We start from the raw sequence: 23,488 nt of genomic DNA, 5'->3' as shown, positions 1-23,488 counted from the left end.
AATCTGCGGCTAGCTGTTGCCTTAAGCTGCATTGTTCAATACTCTGGTAGCAGAGCGTAAGCCGTTTAATATAAAGGAATTTACTGTGAAAAAGTTACTCTTGGTGTCATTAATGTTGCTGCTTGCAGGCTGCAGCAAAATGACCGCAGAAGAACATGTTGCCAACGCCAGACAACTGGTGGAAAAACAGGATGTAAAAGGCGCAATCATTGAATATAAAAATGCCATTCAACTGGCACCAGACAATGCGGACTCCCGGTATGAACTGGGCCAGTTATATATGCAAACCAAGGAATACAGTGGTGCAGAAAAAGAACTAAGCAAAGCCCTCGACCTTGGATACAGCGCATCTAAAGTATTACCTCAGCTCACTATCGCACTGGAAAAAACCAAAGCCGATGTTGCTTTAAGTAACATTGAGTTAGAAAAACAACAGCTCAGTGATGACGATGCCGTGCAAGTAGCCTATTTCAAACTGCAATCGTTATTGCGTCTGGACAAAGAGCCTCAGGCCAAACAGCTTATTGCACGCATCAAACTGTATAAAACTGACTCCTATTTCAAAACTCTGTCTTTGGCTTATGAAAAAGCCATAAAAAAAGAACTTGATGACTCGCTGGCTTTAGTTAATCAGGTATTAACCCAGTCACCCACTCAGCCACAGGCTTTAAAACAAAAAGCACTGTTATTAATGCAACAAGGCAAATTGACTGAGGCTGCCGACACTTATAAAACCTATCTGGATTATAACCCTGATGAACCAGAGGTAATGTTTGTACTCGCCAAATTATGGATGGACTCCGGCAATACTGAAAATGCTGAGCCGATAGTAGATAAACTCCTAAAAATTAATGCAGAAAACGCCACGCTTAACTACTACAAAGCGATGGCCAAATTTAATCAGAAAGACTATAAAGACGCGCTGAAGTTTGCAGAAAAAGCCATTGCCAAAGATGCAGCATCACCCTCTTATCGGGTTTTAGCCGGTTACGCCGCTTATGCGCTGGATGATTTTGAAACCGCGCAAAAACACCTTTCTTTCACTGCCAGTGAATTACCCAATAACCATCCAGCACTAAAAGTACTGGCGGCCAGTCAGCTCAAATTAGGTGAAAATTTAAAAGCGGCAGATACCCTGAACCAGTTTGATTCACTGACTGAAAACGATCTGGATTTGTTTACCAGCACCAGTTATGAATTACTTAAACAAGGCCGGGTTAAAGAAGCCAAACAACTGATTGAACGTTCATCTGCCATGGGTAAAACGGCCAACGAACTCACCCAGTTTGGCGTGCTGCAATTATCGGTCAACGACCTGACAGGTATTAAAAAGCTTGAGCAAGCGGTGGAAATGGATCCCTCGCTAAATGAAGCACAATCCTCTCTTGCGGTTGCCTACCTTAATACCAATCAAATCGATAAAGCCCAGCAACTGGCGGATAAGTGGCGTCAGGCCGCACCCAACAATATTAAGCCACTGATGTTACAGGGCATGATTTACAGCAAGCAAAATGCGCTGGATAAAGCCCGTGAGGTGTATCAGCAGGCGCTAAAAGTAGAGCCCGACAACTTATCACCTGCACTGCTTTTAATTGAGTTGGATGCCGCTGAAGGCAAAACTGATAAAGCCATTACGGCACTAAACAATATGCTGGATGCGCATCCGGATTATATGCCGGCGATTTCACGCTACTTTGCCATAATGCGGGCACAGAATCGTGTTGATGAAGGCGTGAAAAAGCTACAAAAACTGCATCAAAATCAGCCGGATAATATGCAAATACGTCTGGTTTATGCCTCCGCATTATTACTTCAGCAGGACTTCAGCAGCGTCATTAACTTGCTGGAAGCGGTTAGCACTGAAAACACACCACCAGACTTGTATTACCGTTTGCTTGGTGTGTCTTATATACGCACCAATGATGTAGAAAAGGCGGACGAACTGTATAGTAAGTGGCTGGCAGCGCAACCGCAAAATATTCAGGCATTGTCTGGCAAATTATCTGTCCTCGAAAGCAAACGCCAGTATCAGGAAGGGTTGGATTTGGTCACCCAATCAATACAAACCTATGGTGAAAATACCCAGCTACAAGTGATCAAAACGCTTTTCCTGTTGCGCTTAAGTCAGTATGAAGAAGCGCAAAAAAGCTATGACAAATTGCCAGAGCAAATTCTGCAACGTCCGTTAATTCGTGGGTTTAAGGCACAGTTACAGCTTAGTAGAGGTGACGTCAGTAACGCATTACCCAACGCTCAGGCGGCTTACGATGACAAAAAAACACCCTTTAATTTGCGTATGCTAGTGATGTGTCTGGACAGAACAGGTCAAAAAGATCAGGCCGACAACCTTATTGATAAACATCTGCAAGCCTATCCAGCCGATCAGTTAACTAAAACCATGTTAGCCGAACGCCAGCTTTCCAGCAGTACTGAAGATGCGATTCAAACCTATACCGAACTTGTAGAGCAGAATCCAAAGAACTTTCTGGCACTGAATAATCTGGCCTATCTGTTGTTACAAAAACAGCAATTGGATGATGCGCAAAAATACGCAGACATGGCGACGCAATTATTACCAGATAATCCGGATGCATTAGATACTCTGGCGCAAATTCAACTGGCCAAAGGCAACAACAAACAAGCAATCCGTAATTTGGCTAAAGCCACCGACACCGGCCAGGCCAGTCAGGAAGTGTGGTTAAATTACATTGAAGCCCTGCTAAAAGACGGCCAAACCGAATTGGCAAAACGTAAAATCAGCGACAACGATTTTAATCAGCCGAAGTCGCAGGAGCGCTTAAAACAGATTAAACAGCAGTATTCGCTGTAAGTGATTTAGTCACTTAACAGCCATACAGCACATACAAAAAGGGACTCAATTGAGTCCCTTTTATATTAACAAATTGGCTGTCGCCTAAGGATTTACAGCGCGTAAACCTTTTTAAATAAATCGCTAATTTTCTGTTCGTCAGCGTTTAGGCCTACATTTACATAAGGGCCGCTGGTCCAGGGTTCACTAATGCCTTTGCCTTCTGGCCCACAAATGGTGTGACCTCGGGTCATGTCTTCGCAAGACACCATCACCTTAGCTTTCATGGTTTCAAACCATTCAGGATGCAGGATATAAACCAGCGTCATCACATCGTGGAAACGACAATCGCGGGTCGTCTGGCCTTTTGAATAAAAGTCCATATAAAACTGAGAAATGCGGTTAACAAAGCCACCCAGCTTGCTGTTACCTTTTTCCAGTTCATCAAGGAACTCCTGGTTGTAACGCAACTTGTTGGTGATATCTAAACCAATCATGGTCACATCCCAGTCCTGCTCAAAGACGATTTGTGCCGACCAGGGATCATTCCAGATATTGGCTTCACCCACAGGGTTAACATTGCCCGGCACATAAGCCGCACCACCCATGATCACCACGCGTTTTACTTTGCTAACAATGCTTGGATCTAAACGCACTGCCATCGCGATATTGGTTAACGGACCAATTGGCACTAATGAAATTTCACCCGGATATTTGTTTACCATATCCACAATAAACTGTGGTGAATTGCGCCCGTCCAGTTCGGTTTTAGCCGGAATATAACCGGTATTACCAAAACCATCGTCACCATGCACAAAATGCGCATAGGTAGATGCACGACCAATTAACGGGCGCGACATACCCATGGTTACCGGCACATCGGAACGCTCTGCCATTTCACACAAAACCAGTGCGTTATTGGCCGACATTTCCACCGGCACGTTACCGAATACCGTGGTTAAACCTAAAACATCAAAATCCGGATGCTGAAAGGCAAAAAAGATCGCCATTGCATCATCGATACCCGGATCGGTATCTATAATAATTTTTTCACTCACTTAATGAGTCTCCTCGATAAAATCCAGTACTTCTTCCACCGCTGGAATCGACTGGGCAGCACCGGCTTTTTGCACCGCCAATGCAGCAGCAGCGCAGGCCATTTGCATGGCGACGCCAACCTCTTCACCCTGCGCAAAAAACGCGAGGAAAAATCCAATAAAGGTATCACCCGCAGCTGTAGTATCCAGCGCCTTCACTTCATAAGCATCGGCAGCCAACACACCTTCTCGGGTAATAAGCGTGGCACCGGCCTTGCCTAACGTTAGCAATACATCGGTATTTGGCCAGTGTTGCTGAAAATATTCCATTTGTGCTTCAAGCGAATCGCAGCCGCTTACCAGCTCGGCTTCGGTCTGATTCACGATCAACAAATCAACCCAGTCAGGGTTAACCTGCTTCACCACATCGGTGGCAGGAGCGGGATTATACGCCACAGACAACCCTGCCTGTCTAGCCATTTGTAACGCCTCTGGCACTAACGCAGTTTCGTTCTGAGTTAAAAACCAGTCATCTTCACTACAAGTCACCAACACGTCGGCAATATGCTGTTGCTCAATCGCCTGATTAGCGCCACCAAACAACACAATCGCGTTTTCACCTTCAGGGATAACCTGAATAATCGCATGACCCGATGGTGTGTCAGTGAGTTTAATTTCACTGCCATCCACACCGTAATCCAGCATTTGCTGTTTAAAGGCTTCATCGCTTTTATGCAAAGCACCAATGTGTTTTACCACCGCACCGGCTTTAGCCAGCGCAATCGACTGGTTAGCGCCTTTGCCGCCTAACAATTGCTGGTAATCACTGGATGCCATGGTTTCACCCGGCGTCACAAAGTGATCAACCTGATAAACGTGGTCGATATTGATCGAACCTAAATTAATAATCGCCATAATTTTTCCGTTTTTATTTTGTGCGCCAAGTCTACCCCAGCCGCCAATAAATAAAAGTCACCATTGAAAATGGCTGAATCAGTTGTGTAAAAAATAGTTGATTTCCAATACTGTGCCACATACAGTATATACTATGCATCACACAGTATAGGAAAAAGAGATGCCTATCGATGACGAACGACTCAACAAGTTAACCATGGAATTACGCCGTGGTGTGCTGGTATTAGTCGCGCTGGCCAGCTTAAAACAGGAACACTACGGCTATTCGCTGCGTAAAAAACTCGAACAAGCCGGTTTAGACATAGATGAAGGCACCTTGTATCCATTACTACGCAGATTGGAAGATCAGGGATTATTAACGAGCAACTGGCGTGTGGAAGACGGCCGCAAGCGTCGTTTTTACCAAACCTCAGCCGATGGCCTCGATGCACTAACGCAAATGCAACAGGAATGGCAAAAACTGAATCAATCCACCGGGATGATTTTAGGAGAACAACAATGAACTGGATAAACCGTTACGTTAACAATGTAAAAAGTTACCTGCCCAAATCCTTAAAAGACGATGTAGGCAACGAGCTGGAATCGAGCCTGCAGGATCAAATTGATGATAAAGCAGAACAATTACAACGCGAGTTAAACGAGCAGGAAATTCAGCAAATTCTGCTGGAGCGTGGCCATCCAATTGTGGTGGCATCCAGCTATCAAAGTGCCAAAACGCTGGTCACGCCAGAATTGTTCCCACTGTATAAAGTGGTACTTAAATGGGTGTTTTTACTGTTATTTGTGGTTAAAGGCACACAAACCCTGAGCGGTGCGTTTTCGCAGGAGCATATCAATGTCTTTAGCACCGCTCTGCACTTTATTGGCAATATATTCGAAAGTTGTTTATACGGTTTTGCCTGGACCACGCTGGCCTTTTATTTAATTGGTAATGCGGTAACCACCAAGCAGGTTTATGCCAAATGGCACCCAAGCAAGTTACCTAATATCCCGGCACCCAATCAGCAAATTGGGTTATTTGATGCCGCGTTTGAAATGGTGTGTTTGTTCGGTTTTATCGCGGTGATGAACAACTATTTTATGCCGATAACCGGCGAACCCGCCGCCCGTTACTCAATACATATGAGCGATGCGCTTTATGCGCTGGTGCCATGGATTAGCGCCGTGGTGTCTTTGTCCATCGTATTTTGCTTTTACAAAATGCTGTCACCGTATTGGACACGCGGCAAAATTATCATCGACTGGGCAATTTATGCCGCGCAGTTTGCCATGCTGGCAGTGATGTACCAACTGCCGCAAAGCCTAACACTGATTTACCCATTACACGGTGAACAAACCACACTGCAACTGAGCCAACATCAATGGCAAACCTTTTTATCAGCCACCGCACTGGTGTTTATGATTGATATTGGTTTTAAGGTAAAACGATTTATCGAATTAGGGCGCTAACCAGCGTCCTTTTTATTTAGCTTGGTAAAACTAACTGATCTTTTGGCTCACCATTATCACATTTAAGACAATTCAACTCATGCCCAAGCATTCCTAACCGCCCTTGTTCGGTTTGTGTCCAGGGGCGATTCGTCCAGGGCGGATTGTGACGAATATGTTGGAAGTGACCACAAGAGAGCTGTGCGACCCAATGGTTTTCATCGTCTTTGTGGTAACCACAGATGGGTTGGAACATTGATGCAAATACTCGGTTTTCTGCAGTTAGAAACTTATTGGCAAGAGTGAACCTGCCAAGGTCTGATTTCAACTTTTATAACAAGATGTTAGTGCAAAACAATAGCGCCAAGCACTAGCAACAAACGTTGCTATCCCTAGCTTTTTTCTCCCCGCTTCCTTGCGGGGCGAGCCCCTTTCTTAGGGATAAGAAAGGGGCTAAAGAATCCTGTACTCCGCCAATTTACTGATCTTGTTACGGTGTCACTTGTTTAATCGAACCGGCGCGAGGCAGCTATCCGTGCAAAACACGCGCCTCGGGAAAACGTCCTGTTTTCCCGTTCGAACAAGTTTCACCTGCACAAGGCAAATTGGAGTCGCTGAAAACGACAAAGCCAAGCGGTTGCTTGGCTTTTGAGAATTACTAATAAATTAAATCCGAATTTGAGGTTAATTATTCAATGTTTGTAAGGTTTAAAGCAGCGGTGCGTAGCATCCGCTGGCTTTACTTGTTATGTGATTTACCTGATACTTTTATACAGATTTCTAAGCATAGCCTTTTCTTCGATATCTTTTGTAGTAACGCCTTTTAACGCGATATACGCCAGCTCTTTGACCTCTTCAAGTGTTTTTCCGGGCACACGCACTATGTCTTTGTAGTGATAGTAATTTCGGCCCTTTTCTTTTAGTGCAACTTGGAAGGCATACCTGCGCTCTTCGCCATAAATTCTTATTAAGTCATAGCTATGCGTTGCACCAATATAAGATTTACCTTTTTGCGTTTTACCTTGATACCAATCCGAGCTATGAACAAAATTACTGATATTGCGATAACACGCCAAAACCTTACCGCTTAGTTTTTTATCTTTTTGGGTCAAGTGTTCAATGCAAGTGCTACCAACTTTCTTATAACCCCAATCTGGATGATAAGTTAGATGCTCATACCGTATTTCTTTACCACAGCCTTCTCTCTCACATGTGCCATCTAGCCCGCCTAAATCATCTATGGACATAAGAAACCAGCCGCTGTTTGGTTCCACGTGGCCATGTTCACGTGCATGACATCCTTTGCACAACGTAGTGCAATCACTTAACGCGTACTCCCATGGCTGCTTATTAGGAACATATATCTCATGATGCACTTGAAGAGTTACATTAGGTGGTGACCTATGGCATTTTAAGCATTTCCCGCCGTCCCGATCTTGTACTCGTCGGGAGAAATCAAACCACTTGTCATTTGTATATAAATTCTTTTGCCTAGCCATGGTTGTGATCTGGTTTCACATAACAATTTAATAGTGAGCGATTGGGTCGTTTTTCTACCGCAACCTGTCTCGTTTTTATCCTTTGACTTATTAGTATCAGATTAATAAAAGCTTTACCAATTAGAGAGTTAGCCATTCAAATATATTTAATGTTGAAAATATCGAAAGTCCCCCCTTGTCAGCCAACGGCTGACTTATTTCCCCATCACTGTGGCCAATTTAAAATTCAGACAAGCGAACTGCCAGACGAGGCAGGGATGCCGAGTCAGTCGCAACAGAAGGGATGTGGATTTGCGATGGTGGCAGTTTGCCTGAATTGAAAATTGAACAGCCACAGTGCGGGGTGCCGTTGGGTTCTTAGGGAATTGCGGCAGCACAATTCCCTAAGCCGTCGTCGCCGGCGCGACGCCCAAACTTAACTTTTATGACAAAAGGTTAGTTGCGCAGCATTAACTCAGTATCTTCGGTAAAACATTTCAATCATCCCTGATGTTTTCACGCCCGTCCCGCGGGCGCGAGCCTATTTGGACAGACCCAAATAGGCGAAAGGTCTTTCACTCCACCGACTTTTTTACCGCCAAAAACAAACTGTCTTTATTTCGAAACGGCCAAAGGCAGCAATCCATGCAAAGCATTGGCCTTGGCTAAAATTCCTGTTTAGCCATTCGAAAGCCAGTTGGATTTTGTCTAAAAGTCAGAGTCGCAGTTAGCCAAACTCCGTTTGGCCGCTGTCGCGGCAATAACTTGAAGCTTAGGTTTTTCTAGTCAGGCATCGGCTGACTTAATCCCCCCATTCACTGTGGCCAATTTAAAATTCAGATTAGAAAATTGCCAGACGAGGCAGGGATGCCGAGTCAGTCGCAGCAGAAGGGATGTGGATTTGCGACGGTGGCAGTTTGCCTGAATTTGAAATTGAGCAGACACAGTGCGGGGTGCCGTTGGGTTCTTAGGGAATTGCGGCAGCACAATTCCCTAAGCCGCTGTCGCCGGCGCGACGCCCAAAGTTAACTTTTATGACAAAAGGTTAGTTGCGCAGCAATAACTCAGTATTTTCGATAAAGCAATTCAATCATCCATGATGTTTTCATGCCCTTCAGGGACGTGAAATATGCAATGTTTCAGATATTCAAAATGTTGAGTCAGCTGCGACAGCAATAACGCCAATCCCAACAATTTAACCCAAAAACAAAAAAGCCAAGCTGAAAGCTTGGCTTTTCAAAACAACAATGTTGTTTGGTGGTTATCAACCACCAAGCATGGCTAAATTACTGGTGGCACCCGTAAACCCTTTATCCAGCCAATGGGTAGCTTGTTTATTACCTAACAAGGCCACTAACTCATCCTGCAGTGCATGCTGTTTTCCCTCTTGCATCAGTTCACGTAAATCCAGTCCTTGTTCGGCAAACAAACATAAATGCAATTTACCGGTGGCCGAAATACGCAGGCGGTTACAGCTGGCGCAGAAGTCTTTGCTGTACGGCATAATCAGGCCGATTTTGCCCTGATAATCGGGGTGGTGAAATTCCTGCGCGGGACCTGCGGTTTTATTACGGATAATCTGGCTCCAGCCACTTTCCAGCAGTTGCTGTTTGATGGGTAAGCCACTGATATGGTTTTGTTTAAAAAACAACTGGTTATCACCGGTTTGCATCAGCTCGATTAAGCGTAGCGTCACATTTCGCGACTGGATCCAGTTTAAAAAAGGTTGCAGTTGATCAGCATTAAATTGTTTCAGCATCACGGCATTTAATTTCACTTTGATGCCCGCTTCAATCGCCATTTCGATGCCATCTAAAATATGCTGCAAGCGGCCAAAACCAGTGATGTTATCGAACTGACGCGGATCGAGGCTATCCACACTCACATTGATTGCACTAATGCCCGCATCCAGCCAGGCGGGTAAATCCTGCTTTAACTTGTAACCGTTGGTGGTAATCGCCACCTGTTCAATACCGGGTGTATTGGCACATTGTTGTATGATTTGAGGCAGGTCTTTACGCAGCGCAGGTTCACCGCCGGTAATACGGATTTTACTGGTGCCCAGCGCAGCAAAGGCATGAGTAATTTGTTTGATTTCATCCAGCGTGAGGAATTCACGTGAACTGTTGCACTGGTATCCATCAGGCAGACAATACTGGCACCGGAAGTTGCATACATCGGTGATCGATAATCGCAGATAGTGAAAACGTCGCCCGAATTTATCTTCTAACATTTGCATCCATTATCGAGTATTGCCATAAACTGACTGGCTAAGGTATTGATATACATAACAGTAAAGACCGGTGTATATCCGCCATCTATTCACCTTTAAGGGTGAAAACGGTTAAAATAAACTGAATTAAGCTGTATTTCCGCTGTCGGACTAGTGTAGAGATTTCCTGTCACGAAACCAACCACAGTTGCGGATCGAGATAACAATAATAATAAGATGGTCGTTCCAGCCTCACATGAATAACCAATTGCTTATATTATTTTGCATCGCCCAGTCGTAAAATCGCCCGTGGGCAGGGTAGGCCAGATCATAAGGTACATTGAGTGGATAAGTTAGAATTACAATTCGGAGGTTACACCACAGCAGGTAAACGGGCTGAAAATCAGGATGCCTTTGCTGCGCTGCAACCCGAATCTGATTTGCTCGATACCAAAGGTGCCATTGCGGTAGTAGCCGACGGTGCCAGTACTTGTCGTCAGGCGCAGCTGGCCTCCGTCACTTGCGTGACCAATTTCGTTGATGATTATCTGGCTACACCCGAAAGCTGGTCGGTTAAACGCGCTGCTTTGCGTGTATTACGCGGTTTGAATTTATGGTGTCTGGGCCATCGTAGCACCCAGTTTGATCAACAAAGTGATATGGTCACCACCTTTAGTGGCGCGGTGTTTAAATCGGCCAGTGCCCATTTATTCCATGTGGGTGACAGCCGTATTTACCGGTTTCAGGACGGCAATATTGAACAACTAACCCGCGACCATAAACATTTTCAGGGTGATATTAGTTACCTTACCCGCGCTGTGGGCATCGATCCACATTTGGATGTGGATTACCGTTTAGTTGATTTACAACCCGAAGATTTATTTATTTTCACCTCTGACGGGGTGCACGATGTGCTGGGTGATCGCCAGATTGCCAGTCTGATCGCAGATGGTACAGATGATCTGGAATTACTGGCTAAATCTGTGGTGGAACATGCCATTGAGCTAGGCAGCCCGGACAATATCACCTGCTTAATCGTACGGGTGAAACAACTGCCCTCCTACGGTATTAACGAAAATTACCTGCAAATCCAGCGTTTAGCGGTGCCGCCAGCGTTGGAAATAGGCATGAAGCTCGAAGGCTATCGCATTCTGCAAACCGTATTTCAGGGACAACGCAGTTGTTTGTACAAGGTAGTTAATGAGCAGGATGGCAAAATATATGGCCTGAAGGCACCAACCCAGCAATATGCCAGCGATAAAGATTACCTGCGCGGATTTGCCCATGAATCCTGGATTGGTCAGCGGGTCAATCACCCGAATGTAATGCGCATTCATCACCGCCCGGAAAAAACCGCATTTTTATACCATGTCTGTGAATACATTGAAGGCCAGACGTTGCGTCAATGGATGGTGGACAACCCTAAACCGTCACTGGATCAGGTGCGAGTCATCATCAAACAAATTGTGGCGGCACTGCGCGCATTGCAGCGCCTTGATATGGTTCATCGTGATCTGCGTCCTGAAAACATCATGATCAGTACCCAGAATCAGGTGAAGTTAATTGATTTTGGTTCTGTGTATGTCGCCGGACTGGATGAGGATCAACCACAGCCCAGCAATTTTGATGGCAGCAATTTAACTTATGTATCGCCTGAATATGTGCTTGAGCATCAAAGCTCACATCAGTCGGATATTTTTTCACTGGCGGTGATTTGTTATGAAATGCTAAGCGGTGCAATGCCTTACCCTGCTATTTCACGTCAGTCCTCCGTGCCCCATAGTTATACCAAATGGGATTACGAGTCACTGGGTAAACACCGCAATGAATTGCCACCCTGGGTAAATCTGACCCTGAAAAAAGCGTTGCAGCCACAACCGGAAAACCGCTATCAGGCGTTTTCCGAATTCGAAACCGACCTGCTTAAACCTAACCAAAGCATGATTGAAGCGGCGCAGGACGCACCACTGATTGAACGCAATCCGCTGTTGTTCTGGAAACTGGTTAGCGGCGTATTACTGGCCGCCAACCTTATCCAGTTTATCGTCTAGGGTCTGTTGGTCTTTGCTGTATACTTTTGCAACGAGTTGCGCGGTATTTAAACCATGAAGCACGATTGTGGTGTAGTTGTTCTACATGAATGAGTGCTGAAGCAGTAGAAATGCCGCGCAAACGTTGCCCGAAGGGTTCGTCCTAAACACTATTTACTCTTTGTTGCTTATTTTTGACTTAATCCATTAGGCCTGCAAATAAGCGCCGCGATTAAAAAGCGTTTAGTTAGAACAAAATTCATACAACAAAGACCAACAGACCCTAAGCAAACAATAAACGACTTAAGCCTGAATATCGCTGGCTGGGGTTATCAAAAGCCTGCAACCAGCGATTTTCATCGGCCAGCACATATAAATGTTCACTGGCACGGGTAATCGCGGTGTACAGCAGTTCTTTACTCAGCACCCGATTGTTTTGTTGTGGTAACAACAAGGCCACACGCTCAAACTCCGAGCCCTGGGTTTTATGAATTGTCATCGCGTACACAGTTTCTATTGCTGGTAAACGACTAAGCGGCACGTTTTTTATGCCATCCAGGGTTTCGAAATACGCCACTAACTGGCCGTTTTGCGCCGGCCACACCAGCCCGACATCCCCGTTAAACAAACCATTGGTATAATCGTTCTCGGTGACCATAATTGGCCGTCCGCGATACCACTTACCCAGCGTGGCATAACCCAACTGTTGTTCAATTAACTGATTAAGCCCCTCCACCCCGCTTTGCCCAACCCGGGTGGGCACCAGAATGCGGAAACGATTCAGTGCCTTAAACGCAGCTTCAATATTTGCTGCCTTGGCAATCGCGGCGTAATAGCGCTGGCTTAATTCACGAATTAAACTCTCATCATCAACCGTTTGCGCGGTGTTATTTAATGTCAGTTGTGGGCTGGAAAACATATCGCCCTGCGCCTGGACGCTATCGGTTAGCAGCGCCCAGCTATCGCGGCTATTGCCCGCAATCACCAGGTTCGCCAGAGCGCTAATATTGTAAGGCGAATCGGAATCCAGCTGACGATGGGTTTTATCCAGCACCGTTAAATAATCGGTTTTGCTTTCGCTTTGTTGTGTTAGCTGATTCGTCCAGCTGGCTTGTGGTAATAATTGCTGAATTTGCTGTAACGCAGTCTGGCTGTACCCCTGATGTGGCAACGGGCACAGGTCTTTCATCAACTGCCCCACTTCCACCGAGGGTAATTGCTCGGCATCCCCTAACAGTATCAAACGGCAATGATCCGGCAGCGCACGTAATAACCGCGCCAGCATGGCTAAATCCAGCATCGAGACTTCATCGACCACCAATACATCGCAACGGATTTTGTTGTCCTGATGATAACGCGGGGAAACGGGATCACGGCTGATGCCAAGTAATCGATGCAGCGTCATTGACTCTATCGCTAAGTGAGCACCAACCTCAGTGTTAACCTTGAGCTTTGCCAGGTTCTGGGCAATCGATTCTTTCATGCGCTGCGCGGCTTTACCGGTTGGTGCCGCCAGTTTTATATTTATCTGTTCACCTAACACCGCCTGTAGACTTAGCAATAACCGGCACAGCGTATAGGTTTTACCTGTGCCCGGCCCACCGGTGATAACCGACAAGGGGCGGTTTAGCGCATTGGCCACCGCCACCGCCTGATAATCCGGCTGTGCGGCATCCATGCTGTCAGCAAACAAATTCGCCAGTGTGTGCCGGGCACGTTGTTGCTGTTCATCGCTAAGTGCAAATTCGCTATCTGCCGACACTAACATTCGCTGGCGCAAATTATCCGCCACCTGTTGTTCAAACAGCCAGTAACGGCGCAGATACAGCAAATTACCGATTTTCACTATGCTGGCATTATCGGTTTCGCTGATTGCCAAACCACTAAAAGCAGCCTCTATCCCGGCGTAATCGGCAAACTGATAACCTTTTTTACCTTCGTCCAGCCACAGGATTTGATTAGCTAATTTATCCAGCTCAATACAACTGCTGCCGCTGCGTAAACTAAAACTCAGTGCGATAAAACAATGAAATAACAAGGCATTATCAGTGCACTGCAATTCATCCATTAAACGGCTGGCAGTGAAATAATCAATCGCTTCCACTGCGGCTAAGTCTTTCATGCATTGTGAGCTTGAGGCATATATCATAAATCCGCTCCTGCCATTACTCCGCTAGCACTTACGTGGCTTCCAGTATTGTTTCCACGTAAAAGCGCATCCAGCTGTGCAATCCAGTCTGGCTCGATATAACGTGCATAAATGCCTTCACGGCCCTGGGAATGCATGCCACGTAAATACAGGTAATACACGCCGCCCAAATGCTGCTGTGGATCATAATCCGGCAAACATTGCTCAAGATGACGATGCAGAGCGACCAAATAAATCAGGTACTGCAAATCATAAAAATGCGCCTGCATATCCTGTTCAATCGCCTGATGGTGATAATCACTTAGAGCAAAACCTAAATGGGTGGATTTGTAATCCGCCACAAAATAGCGCCCCTGATGCTCAAAAATTAAATCGATAAAACCGTGCATCATGCCGCTGAGCTCATCGGGTAACGGTAAGGGGTTATGCTGATGTTTGCTTTGCCTGAACCCGGCCAAAAACTCACCTAAGGCAGCAGCCTGCGGCGCGCTCACGCTAAAATAAAATTCACTTTCACGGCAGGTCTGGCTTCGGGATAAATCCTGTAAACGCAATTCAGTTTGTTCGGGATGTAAAGCCGGTAATGGTGCGGCTAAAGCTTGTTGTAGCCAGTCAATTAACTGTTCGGCTTGTAACTGCTCATCAGCAAAATCGGCCATCGGCTGCTTCAATGCCTGCTGCCAGTGCTCAATATCGCGTGAACTAAAATCCAGATGCTCTAACGAGTCGTGCAGCAAGTTACCAGCATGCGCACCTTTAGCCAGCGTAAAACGCAGCGGCAGTTGCGAAAAATCCGGTGCCGGCTGCACAATCACAGGCACAGCTTCAGTGTCGGTGCGCTCTTTTTTATCCAGACGCATCGCCTGACTCACGCGGGTTAACCCGGAGAACGAGCTAATGCGCCACTTATCTTGCAGCTTACGTGTGAATTCACTTAACGCTAACTCAGGCAACGCTTGTTGTATTGGGAGATCATTTGCCGGTAATAACTGCATCAGTTCATCGGCAAACTGCAAATGCATATCGGCATGTTGCGCGGTTAATTGCTCTAAACGGCTGACCAGGGTGCTGCCCGCTTGCAAATTCAACAGCAAACCCAACGGCGTGGCATGTTGTTCATCATCAAACTGGCTAACCCCTAAATAACAACGGTATTCGGCGCGGGTAACTGCCACATACAACAAACGTGCACGTTCGGCGGCATCTTCCTGTTTGACCAGACGCACTATCTCATCATCGTATTGCAGACTGAGGCGATTGGCCTGCTGCTGATGATCGTAATATTTAAGACACGCTTTGGCGCTGTTGCCCGCTTTGGTTGGGTCGGAAATTTCGGTAGTAAAGGGCACAAATACAAAGGGGTATTCCAGACCTTTGGAGCCGTGCAAGGTTACCAGACGAATCAGATTGGCTTCACTTTCCAGCCGCTGTTCGTGGCTATCGCCGCCTTTATCTAACTGTTTTTGTTGCACAAACCAGTTGTGCAACTGTGCCGGATAACGGAACTGCTGCGAGGCTTTTTGCAGTAACTCCAGCAAATGCAGTATGTTAGTTAAACTGCGTTCATGGCGATGGGCATCGGGGATAAAATAACGATGTAATAGGGTCATCATGGTGGGTAAAAAGCCCTGCACATCCCACTGATGACGCAGCTCAGCCATTTCATCACGTTTAAATTGCCACAGCGCATCGTTCTCGGCCTGCTGCAATTCAAACAACTGCTGGGCATTACCACCCATTAAACGGGTGGATAAGGCCGATACCAGCTTGCCGTCACTATTGGGATTAAGCAGCCCTTCCATCACCAGCAACAGTTCGTTGGCTTCATCACTTTTGTATACCGACTGGCGATCACTTAAATACACGCTGTTGATATTACGCCCGGCCAGCGCCTCTTTAACGATATTGGCTAGCTTGGCGTTGGGCACCAGTACTGCGATATCCCGCGCCTGCACCGGCTGATGTTTAAGTTGTACCTCATTCAGCAAATGCGCAATTTCGGCCACCATGCCATTCACCACATTCTGGCGCGCAGTATCTTTATCGGCAGCAGAGAGCTTTTTACCTTCCTGTTCAGGCCCGGCAATATCAACAATAAAATTCAGCGCCTGCATGTTTGAATTAGCATCCAGCACATTGCTGGCCGGGCTTTTTTGTTTATCCGCAGGCGGGAAATTGACCGCTGCATAATCAATGCCCTGACCAAATACCTGCTGTTCGCCACTGGCTAAAAACAGTGCGTTATAGGCAGTAATCATTTGGGCGCTGGAACGCCAGTTGGTATCCATTACCCAGCGATAGTCAGCCGATTCACGTGCGGCCAGATAGGTAAAAATATCACCGCCACGAAAACGGTAAATCGCCTGTTTGGGGTCACCTATCATAAACAGCGCTTGTGCGGGATTGCCCCCGGGATACAGCGCATTAAAAATGCCAAACTGCTCGGCATCGGTGTCCTGAAATTCATCCACCAGCGCCACCGGATATTGCGCTGCCAGTGCTTCAATTAACGGTTTGGCATCGGGTTGTTGTAACTTTTGACTGAGCAGACTGACCAAATCGTTAATATCCAAACGCCCGGCATCCAGTTTACGTTTGGCGTATTCGTTGCGGATATGCTCAATGCCATCACATAGAAGCTGATAGGCAGGTGAGTCATCAAGCTGCTTTCTTAATGAATAGACCTTTCCCATCAAGGCCTCGATACCCGATTGTTTATCAAATAAAGGCGTGACCTTGTTTAACGCTTGTTGATCATCAGAACTAAACTTTCGACTTTGTCTAAAGAAACCACACAAGATTTCCAGTATTTCATTATCCAAAGCCATGTCATCATTCAAAAATTCTGAAATTCTTTGCCACTCGGCAGCACGTTTTTTTCGTTGATTCGCTGCAGCATCGTTTACCAGAACCTGCTCAATTTCATTTGTTAAAGGCAATAGGTACTGCAACAACTGCTGTTTATAGGCGGCTTGTTTAGCCGCTATTTGTGTTTCATCCAACGGAGCCAGAATCGGGATTAGATTATCAATCGCATCGCGGTAAGTGCTGTAAAACTTGTCAGGATCTTTAACTTTTAGCAGCGCCAGTTGCGATGCCGATAAGGCGCGTAACCAGTCGGCAATGCTATCGATCAGCAAATCGGAACAATCGGCTTCCAGCTCGGCATTGGGTGGAATGCCATTTAAATAGGGCTGGGATTGCAGCGCCAGTTTACAAAAACCATGAATGGTAGACACCGCCGCTTCATCCATATGCAGCAGCGCTTTTTCTAACAGCAATATTTGCTGTTGCAGGCTTTGATCGGGCTCGGTTTTATTAAGCTCAAATTCGCCGCGCTTGGCAGTTAATACATCACGAATTTCCGCGGCGATACGCCCACGTAATTCTTCGGTAGCCGCTTTGGTAAAGGTCACCACCAGAATCTGTTGTACTTCTAACTGTTTTTCCAGCAATAAACGTAAATACAACTTGGTGATATTAAAGGTTTTACCGGTACCGGCGCTGGCTTCAATAATATGGCGGCCTTGCAGTGGCAGGCCCTGCACATCAAGCGGTTTTAATAACTCCTGATGACTCATTTGGCCCCCTTACGTGCTGCTTTGCCACGTTTTAACAGCCGATACAAAGGTGCATACAGCGCTTTAAAGTGCTGTAACAGTTCATCATTTAATTCAGGCACTTGCGGATAAAACCAGTTGAAATAGCCATTACGATCAAGGGGAACTCTGTCGTTTAAACATTCGCTAAACCATTTGCTTTGCAGCTCAGCCGCGCTTGTTTGCTCAGGATTATCATTGCCATTAAACACGGCGCTGGCTAACTGGCTATAAACAGGCAAGGGTTTGGCACTGAGTGTTTGCCAGTATTTAAGCAAACTAATCAAATACTGTTTGGCATCATCAACACTCACCACAGGATCAATTAACAACGGCGATTTGGCATCATCACACCAGGCTTCTGCACTAAACACTTTATTGTGAGCCACAATAGCAACCAGTAGCTGCAACCACATTCTTACATCGTCTTTAGCTTTACGATTAGCAGCGCGCCAGTAAACCACTTTTTGCTGCTCGCGGTTAAGATACAACTCGGCTTCCAGTGTCACCGGCTGGCCATTTACTTGCAGCTCGATTTGCTCATAACATTTTTCGCAGCCACTCACGCTCGGCTCTATTATCTCTGCAAAATCGCCAATCCCCTGCTGTAATTCCATCAGGTTCTGCTGGCTAAATTGCTCACGTGGAATACGCCCGGATAATAGCTGCTGCTCGATATACTGCGGTGCATCCTGTTGTTGATATAGAGCATCGCTGATTAACGCTTGTTTTAACTGGGTTTCATCCAGTTTATTAATAGTGAATGGCTCGCTATCCTGCAGTTCATTTTCATCATCACCTAACCACAATTTAAGCCGTTCACGGGCAAAAAATGCCAGCGGATTATCCAGCACCCGCACCAGTTTATTGATGGAGAGAATGTCGTCTGGCAGCGGCAAAGGCTCTATTTGATTAAGCTGAAGATTATCGCGCGCATCATCCGATGGCTCAGCCTGACGCAACCAGCCCTGATCAAACCCGGCTTCGGGTGGAATAAAATTATCACGGCTAAAGGGATGCAACGCTTGCTGATTGAGCTGGCCGTTGGTTTCAGTCTCTGGCGCTTGCAACCAGCCATAACCACTGCGTAAATAATCAAACAGTTCCTGCAACACAAGAGAGGGCTGGCGCTCGGCGTTATTTTTAATATCACGCCCAACAAAACTTAAATACAACTTATCGCGCGCCGACAGAAGCGATTCTAAGAATAAATATCTATCGTCATTACGCCGTGATCTATCCCCTGCGCGGCTGCCTAAATCGAGCACATCAAAACTATTCGGCTGACTTTGGCGCGGAAACTGGCCGTCATTCATGCCTAAAATCGCCACCAGTTTAAACGGAATACTGCGCATAGGTACCATGGAAGAAAAGGTCACCGCGCCGGTTAAAAACTGGTTGTAGTTATCGGCCTGAGTAAAACGTTTATGTAACGCGTGGCGGATAATCGGCAGCGGCAATTTTGTATTCGATTTGGCTAATTGGTGTTGTTTATGCAGGCCGTTTATCACCTCGGTAATGATTTCATCGGCATCTTCACTTTGCTCCAGCGGCGCAAAAAACTGCTCTTTCATGCTGAGCAAAAATGACTGCCACTGCTCAGCCGTGCGTGGCTGTTGTAACTGACGGCTGTATAAACTGAGGTTTTCGAGTAACTGCATTAACCGCCCCAGCAATACACCGTTACTGCCTTCGACAATCGGCAATACATGCATTTTGCCGTTGGCGGTAGTAACAAGATGCTCGTGATCGGCACGCATAAAGCCGGTTAATAAACGTTGTAATCCCCAGTGCCAGGTAAAACGCTCGTCGATATTATTGCCGCCGTCTTGCTCAGGCAAAAAGCGCTGCACTTGTTGTTGATCCAAGCCCCAATGCACGCAGGCTTCCACCAGCCAGTTGCATAAGGTATCCACCTCTTTTTCATCAATGGCAAAACGCTGCGCAATCGCCGGTAATTTGAGGTAACTGATAATTTTAGATACCGCAAAACGGCTGTCGGGCAGCGATAATAAATCCATAAAGGCCGCCACCAGCGGCTCGGCATCCAGCGGCGCACGGTCAGCCACCGAACAGGGCAAACGTGGACTGTCGCTGGTATCGGGTAAATAGGGATGGCGAAAAACCGACAACACATAAGGCGCGTAATCTTCCACTCCAGGGCATAAAATCAGCACATCACGCGGTTGCAGGCTGGCATCCTGATTAAACTGATGTAACAACCAGTCGTGCAATACCTGCACTTCACGTAACGCGCTGTGGCAGGACACCAGATGAATGCTTTGATCTAACTGAATTTGCGCATTTTTTCTGGCATCACGCAGTTCCAGAATATCCTGTTGTATTTGTTTAAGCACATTAGGCGCATCGCCCGGCTGAATATGATCATCTGCGATGCTGATTTCGTTATGGCCGCCTTCCAGCAAACGATTAAAAAAGTCCTTACCCTGCTGACCTAAATTCGCCAGCAGCGGATTGCTGGCTTCGCCTTGTTGCTCGGCCACCAGTTGACGGCGCACACGAATTTTATCGGTAACCACATCCCCCCAGTATTCAAAACAAGGGTTTAAATGAAACAGATGGATATTAATGCGCTCGGCCAATTGCTTAAACAACCCAAGGGTTTGCGGCGGCATATGGTTAATGCCAAACATAATCAGGTTATCTGGCAAGTCGCTGTTTTGCAGTATTTCCAGCAAGGTTTGCTGTACTTTAAGTGGCGTTTGGCTGTCTTGCTCAACTAAAGTTTTCCACACTAACGCTTGCCAGCTGCTTGGGGATTGCTGACTCCACTCGGTTAATTCCAACGGACGGAACATCAGGTACTGTTCAAATAAATCGGCTAAATCCGATGCCATTTGAAAACGCAGCATCTCGGCTTGAGAGCCACCTTTTTGCCACAAGGTTTGTAATCCCGCTTCGGCAAACAAAGGCTGCTGTAAAAACGCCTCATCCTGAAACAACTCATCAATGCGCCAGCGCAGTACTTCGCGCCCAAAGGTGGACTCGGTGGGAACATCCGGCATTAATTTACGTGCAATTTGCCAGATAAAGGCTGAGGGCATTTTGAATTCAAACTGCATGGCAATGCCGGCACGTTTGGCCATTTCCATTTGCAGCCAGTGCTGCATGGCTTTGTTCTCAACCAAAATGGTAACCGGTGCCAGCGGTGACTGACGCACATTTTTCGCCAGCGCCAGCAGCACATCAACATGCAGTTCGAGTTTGTTAGAGGGATAAACGGTTAGCAATGACGCTCCTTGCCGCAGTGTAATTTGGCCAAAAACAAACCTGCCAAGCCACTGCTTTTTATGATCTTTTACACCGCTTTATACTACCAGCTTAGCCCTTGTTTGCATGATTAAATTTGACTTGTATTAGTCCGCACATTGCGTCCATTGATTAAGGTTATTGGATTCGCCAGCAATATCGCTGTTTAAGTCCAAATCCTCTATAAGGGAGAGATAACCTACATCCGGATCAATCAATAAAAATAAATCGACTACGTGGTTAGCAGGTACTTGCTTACCGACAATACATGCTCCGGTAATATCTACAGTAATACGTCCTTCGCCTTTTGAATCTTTATCCAGTGCCTGTGCGATAAGTTGCTGGCTGCGCTGCATTTGCATGGCGTCGTTTTCCGATAAACTCAGCAGGGTAATGACTTCGCCCGATTTAGCACCATCTTTCAGGTCGCTATCAGGCACTGTTTGCGGCATCACTTGCACCAGATAAGTATCATCGATGTATAAACTGCCATCTTTGGCGGCAAAATAAAGTTTAAACTGCACATTGCCTTGCTGAACACGAATCGCCTGATCTGCGCGTACCGCAATGCGTACATCCCGCGCATTAACATCCAACGGATCAATCTGGCTCATATGATATAAAGTACGTAACGGAATGCTGCTACAAGCACTAACAGTCAAAATACTTAGGATAACAAACAGAGATTTTAATAAGGCCAAACCAGAATTCCTTTTACTTTTCGCTAAAAACGACTTGAGTATGACACTGTGCTAACGGCAAAATTCGCGACCGATATCAAAAAAGTGTAAACAAATGAAAAGCACCATTAAGAAACTCGAAAACAACATTATCAAAGCGCTGACCATTGCCTGTGAAAATGCCAAAACCACCACACCCGGTTTTAGCTGGCTTACCCACAGCGCTAAGTTTGATAATTTTCCTGCGAGTTTAGTCGTAACTTGTGTGTTTGAGACAGAGCAGCAAATTGTTGATGCCAGACAACAAAAACTTGATCAGGCACTGATTAAAGATATTCACAAACAGATGTTGAAAATTGGCGTGGTACTGAAACAACCACGCCACAATGTGTTTTTTGATAGTGAAGAACGTTGCATTGCCGAACATGCAGGCAACTGGAAAAAGCGCCTGCAACCTCACTAAGCGATTAATCAGTTGCAGGCTTGCGCGACTTATCTAAATACTGATTAAGCAGCAGCGCCATCAAGATAAGCGCAGCCCCAATTGATAATCTCAGTACATCAGCATCACGGTTCCAAATCAGTAAATTGACCACTATACCAGCTGGGATCAGCAGGTTATTCATCACCGCCAGGGCACCAACATTCACCAGTGTTGCGCCCTTGTTCCAACCAAAATAGCCCAAGCCCGAAGCGATTAAACCAAGATAAATTAAAATGCCCCACTGGGTGCTGGTTTGTGGCAATTTAGCTGGATTACCCCATAACAACCAGGTGGTGATAGCAACCAGTAAAGCACCAACAAAAAACCAGCCAAACACCTGTTGTTGCGGTAATGACTGATGTTGCATCAAACGTTTATAAGCCACCTGACCAAAAGCAAAACACAGGTTGGCACATTGCACCATCAGTAAACCCAACAGGAAATCACTGCTGATACCATTAAAGCGAATCGCCACCGCACCCAGTGTGGCAATAACAGCAGCTAATAAATATTTAGCGTGGAATTTTAAATCAAATGCATCGTTTAGCAGGCTAACGTAAATAGGTGTCATCACGGTAAACAACAACACTTCCGGCACACTCAGATGCAAAAAAGACTGATAATAAAAGCCGTACATCATGCCAAGCTGCACCGCGCCAATGCCCATTAATTTCAATGCCAAAGGTTTTGGCGTGCTGCGCAAGCGCATAAAAGGTAAAAACACTAACAAGGCCAGTGCGATGCGCATTAATACCGAGAACCAGGCATCCACCCGGCCTGCCAAAAACTCACCAATCAAACTAAATGAAAAGGCCCACAACAGGGTAATAACAATCAGATACTGCACATTAATTCCTGTTAGTTTGCGGCTTTAGTCGCTGGTGATTTATAGGCTTTTGTGCCCCACAATGGCACAGTCGATAAGCTGTGTTTAAAACTGCCGGAAGTTTCTTTGGTGGAGTAAGACACATACATCAGCGTCTGAGTTTGTTCATCCAGAATGCGGCGGATCTTCATGTTTTTAAATAATACGCTTTTTGATTTAGCAAAGATCACTTCACCGGATTTGGAATGGTCAATTCTGCTGAGCATCGCTGCGGTAATTTCACCGGTCTGGCGGCAGGCAATCGAACTGTCAGAGGGATCGGATAAACTCAGGTTATCTTCAATGCTGGCCACATGACAGGTTACGCCGGTAACTATTGGGTCAGTCAAAGTATCAATTTTAATGTCTTTGGTGGTAAATAAACCGAGTGATACATCACCCACCTCGTTGTTATCACATCCGCCCAGCGCAAGCAGACTTGCCAGTATTATCACTATCCATTTAAACATTTATTACATCCGCAATTTATAACTATGGTGAAATTGTAAGAGAAATAGGCAGGGCATCAGCC

Annotated in this window: 16 protein-coding genes; 5 read left to right on the top strand and 11 right to left on the bottom strand. The window is 46.1% G+C overall.

The window, feature by feature from the left end:
• Positions 1-85 precede the first annotated feature (85 nt).
• The gene (gene prsT, locus H8B19_RS09845; protein ID WP_186506653.1) at positions 86-2,830 is read left to right on the top strand and encodes an XrtA/PEP-CTERM system TPR-repeat protein PrsT; all 2,745 of its coding nucleotides are present in this window, start codon (positions 86-88) and stop codon (positions 2,828-2,830) included.
• Between the two features lie 92 nt (positions 2,831-2,922).
• On the opposite strand, the gene H8B19_RS09840 is transcribed toward prsT, so the two are convergent.
• A complete protein-coding gene (locus H8B19_RS09840) occupies positions 2,923-3,867 on the bottom strand; it encodes a nucleoside hydrolase (protein ID WP_186506652.1) in 945 nt (314 codons plus the stop codon).
• Complete coding sequence (locus H8B19_RS09835; RefSeq protein ID WP_186506651.1) at positions 3,868-4,761, bottom strand: ribokinase; 894 nt, start codon at positions 4,759-4,761, stop codon at positions 3,868-3,870. It abuts the gene before it with no gap.
• A gap of 160 nt (positions 4,762-4,921) precedes the next feature.
• Between H8B19_RS09835 and H8B19_RS09830 the strand changes: the two genes are divergently transcribed.
• Together H8B19_RS09830 and H8B19_RS09825 are read left to right on the top strand one after the other, a co-directional pair.
• A complete protein-coding gene (locus H8B19_RS09830; RefSeq protein WP_206683174.1) occupies positions 4,922-5,263 on the top strand; it encodes a PadR family transcriptional regulator in 342 nt (113 codons plus the stop codon).
• The gene (locus H8B19_RS09825; protein ID WP_186506650.1) at positions 5,260-6,210 is read left to right on the top strand and encodes a hypothetical protein; all 951 of its coding nucleotides are present in this window, start codon (positions 5,260-5,262) and stop codon (positions 6,208-6,210) included. Before H8B19_RS09830 ends, H8B19_RS09825 begins: the two co-directional genes overlap by 4 nt.
• A 16-nt stretch (positions 6,211-6,226) precedes the next feature.
• Here the strand turns inward: H8B19_RS09825 and H8B19_RS09820 are convergent, their stop codons facing one another.
• From H8B19_RS09820 to moaA, 3 genes are all read right to left on the bottom strand, one after another.
• Positions 6,227-6,445 (bottom strand): DUF3565 domain-containing protein, encoded by a 219-nt coding sequence (locus H8B19_RS09820; protein WP_186506649.1) that lies wholly within the window; start codon positions 6,443-6,445, stop codon positions 6,227-6,229.
• A gap of 499 nt (positions 6,446-6,944) precedes the next feature.
• Entirely contained in the window at positions 6,945-7,436 is a 492-nt protein-coding gene (locus H8B19_RS09815) for a hypothetical protein (RefSeq protein ID WP_186506648.1), read from the bottom strand.
• A 1,495-nt stretch (positions 7,437-8,931) separates the two neighbouring features.
• Positions 8,932-9,900, bottom strand: coding sequence for a GTP 3',8-cyclase MoaA (moaA, locus tag H8B19_RS09810; protein ID WP_186506647.1), 969 nt, complete (start codon positions 9,898-9,900; stop codon positions 8,932-8,934).
• Positions 9,901-10,223: 323 nt separating this feature from the next.
• Here moaA and H8B19_RS19230 point away from each other — a divergent pair, with 323 nt between their 5' ends.
• A complete protein-coding gene (locus H8B19_RS19230; RefSeq protein WP_186506646.1) occupies positions 10,224-11,930 on the top strand; it encodes a protein kinase domain-containing protein in 1,707 nt (568 codons plus the stop codon).
• 262 nt (positions 11,931-12,192) lie between these two features.
• On the opposite strand, the gene recD is transcribed toward H8B19_RS19230, so the two are convergent.
• The 4 genes from recD to H8B19_RS09785 all read right to left on the bottom strand — a co-directional run bounded on the left by recD (position 12,193) and on the right by H8B19_RS09785 (position 21,628).
• Entirely contained in the window at positions 12,193-14,058 is a 1,866-nt protein-coding gene (gene recD / locus H8B19_RS09800) for an exodeoxyribonuclease V subunit alpha (protein WP_186506645.1), read from the bottom strand.
• Complete coding sequence (gene recB, locus H8B19_RS09795; protein ID WP_186506644.1) at positions 14,055-17,639, bottom strand: exodeoxyribonuclease V subunit beta; 3,585 nt, start codon at positions 17,637-17,639, stop codon at positions 14,055-14,057. The genes recD and recB overlap by 4 nt, the downstream gene beginning before the upstream one ends.
• On the bottom strand, positions 17,636-20,908 hold the full coding sequence (gene recC / locus H8B19_RS09790; RefSeq protein ID WP_186506643.1) for an exodeoxyribonuclease V subunit gamma: 3,273 nt from the start codon (positions 20,906-20,908) through the stop codon (positions 17,636-17,638). The genes recB and recC overlap by 4 nt, the downstream gene beginning before the upstream one ends.
• A 126-nt stretch (positions 20,909-21,034) precedes the next feature.
• Positions 21,035-21,628: a hypothetical protein gene (locus H8B19_RS09785; RefSeq protein WP_186506642.1), complete on the bottom strand. Its 594-nt coding sequence runs from the start codon at positions 21,626-21,628 to the stop codon at positions 21,035-21,037.
• A 94-nt stretch (positions 21,629-21,722) separates the two neighbouring features.
• On the opposite strand from H8B19_RS09785, the gene H8B19_RS09780 reads away from it, so the two are divergent.
• Positions 21,723-22,070 carry a Fis family transcriptional regulator gene (locus H8B19_RS09780; RefSeq protein WP_186506641.1) on the top strand — a complete coding sequence of 116 codons (348 nt, stop codon included), beginning with the start codon at positions 21,723-21,725 and terminating at the stop codon, positions 22,068-22,070.
• Between the two features lie 4 nt (positions 22,071-22,074).
• Here H8B19_RS09780 and H8B19_RS09775 read toward each other — a convergent pair whose 3' ends face one another.
• The gene (locus H8B19_RS09775) at positions 22,075-22,938 is read right to left on the bottom strand and encodes a carboxylate/amino acid/amine transporter (RefSeq protein ID WP_186506640.1); all 864 of its coding nucleotides are present in this window, start codon (positions 22,936-22,938) and stop codon (positions 22,075-22,077) included.
• Positions 22,939-22,949: 11 nt separating this feature from the next.
• A complete protein-coding gene (locus H8B19_RS09770) occupies positions 22,950-23,426 on the bottom strand; it encodes a CreA family protein (RefSeq protein WP_186506639.1) in 477 nt (158 codons plus the stop codon).
• Between the last annotated feature and the right edge of the window lie 62 nt (positions 23,427-23,488).

This window comes from Neptunicella marina, from assembly GCF_014270035.1.
Taxonomy (GTDB): Bacteria; Pseudomonadota; Gammaproteobacteria; order Enterobacterales; family Alteromonadaceae; genus Neptunicella; species Neptunicella marina.
This window is presented reverse-complemented; position numbering and strand designations above follow the sequence as displayed.

Coding starts and splice junctions, on each gene's coding strand:
- H8B19_RS09835 (WP_186506651.1), bottom strand. CDS start 4,761: ATGGCGATTATTAATTTAGGTTCGATCAATATCGACCACGTTTATCAG.
- H8B19_RS09830 (WP_206683174.1), top strand. CDS start 4,922: ATGCCTATCGATGACGAACGACTCAACAAGTTAACCATGGAATTACGC.
- H8B19_RS09825 (WP_186506650.1), top strand. CDS start 5,260: ATGAACTGGATAAACCGTTACGTTAACAATGTAAAAAGTTACCTGCCC.
- H8B19_RS09820 (WP_186506649.1), bottom strand. CDS start 6,445: ATGTTCCAACCCATCTGTGGTTACCACAAAGACGATGAAAACCATTGG.
- H8B19_RS09815 (WP_186506648.1), bottom strand. CDS start 7,436: ATGTCCATAGATGATTTAGGCGGGCTAGATGGCACATGTGAGAGAGAA.
- moaA (WP_186506647.1), bottom strand. CDS start 9,900: ATGTTAGAAGATAAATTCGGGCGACGTTTTCACTATCTGCGATTATCG.
- recD (WP_186506645.1), bottom strand. CDS start 14,058: ATGATATATGCCTCAAGCTCACAATGCATGAAAGACTTAGCCGCAGTG.
- recB (WP_186506644.1), bottom strand. CDS start 17,639: ATGAGTCATCAGGAGTTATTAAAACCGCTTGATGTGCAGGGCCTGCCA.
- H8B19_RS09780 (WP_186506641.1), top strand. CDS start 21,723: ATGAAAAGCACCATTAAGAAACTCGAAAACAACATTATCAAAGCGCTG.
- H8B19_RS09770 (WP_186506639.1), bottom strand. CDS start 23,426: ATGTTTAAATGGATAGTGATAATACTGGCAAGTCTGCTTGCGCTGGGC.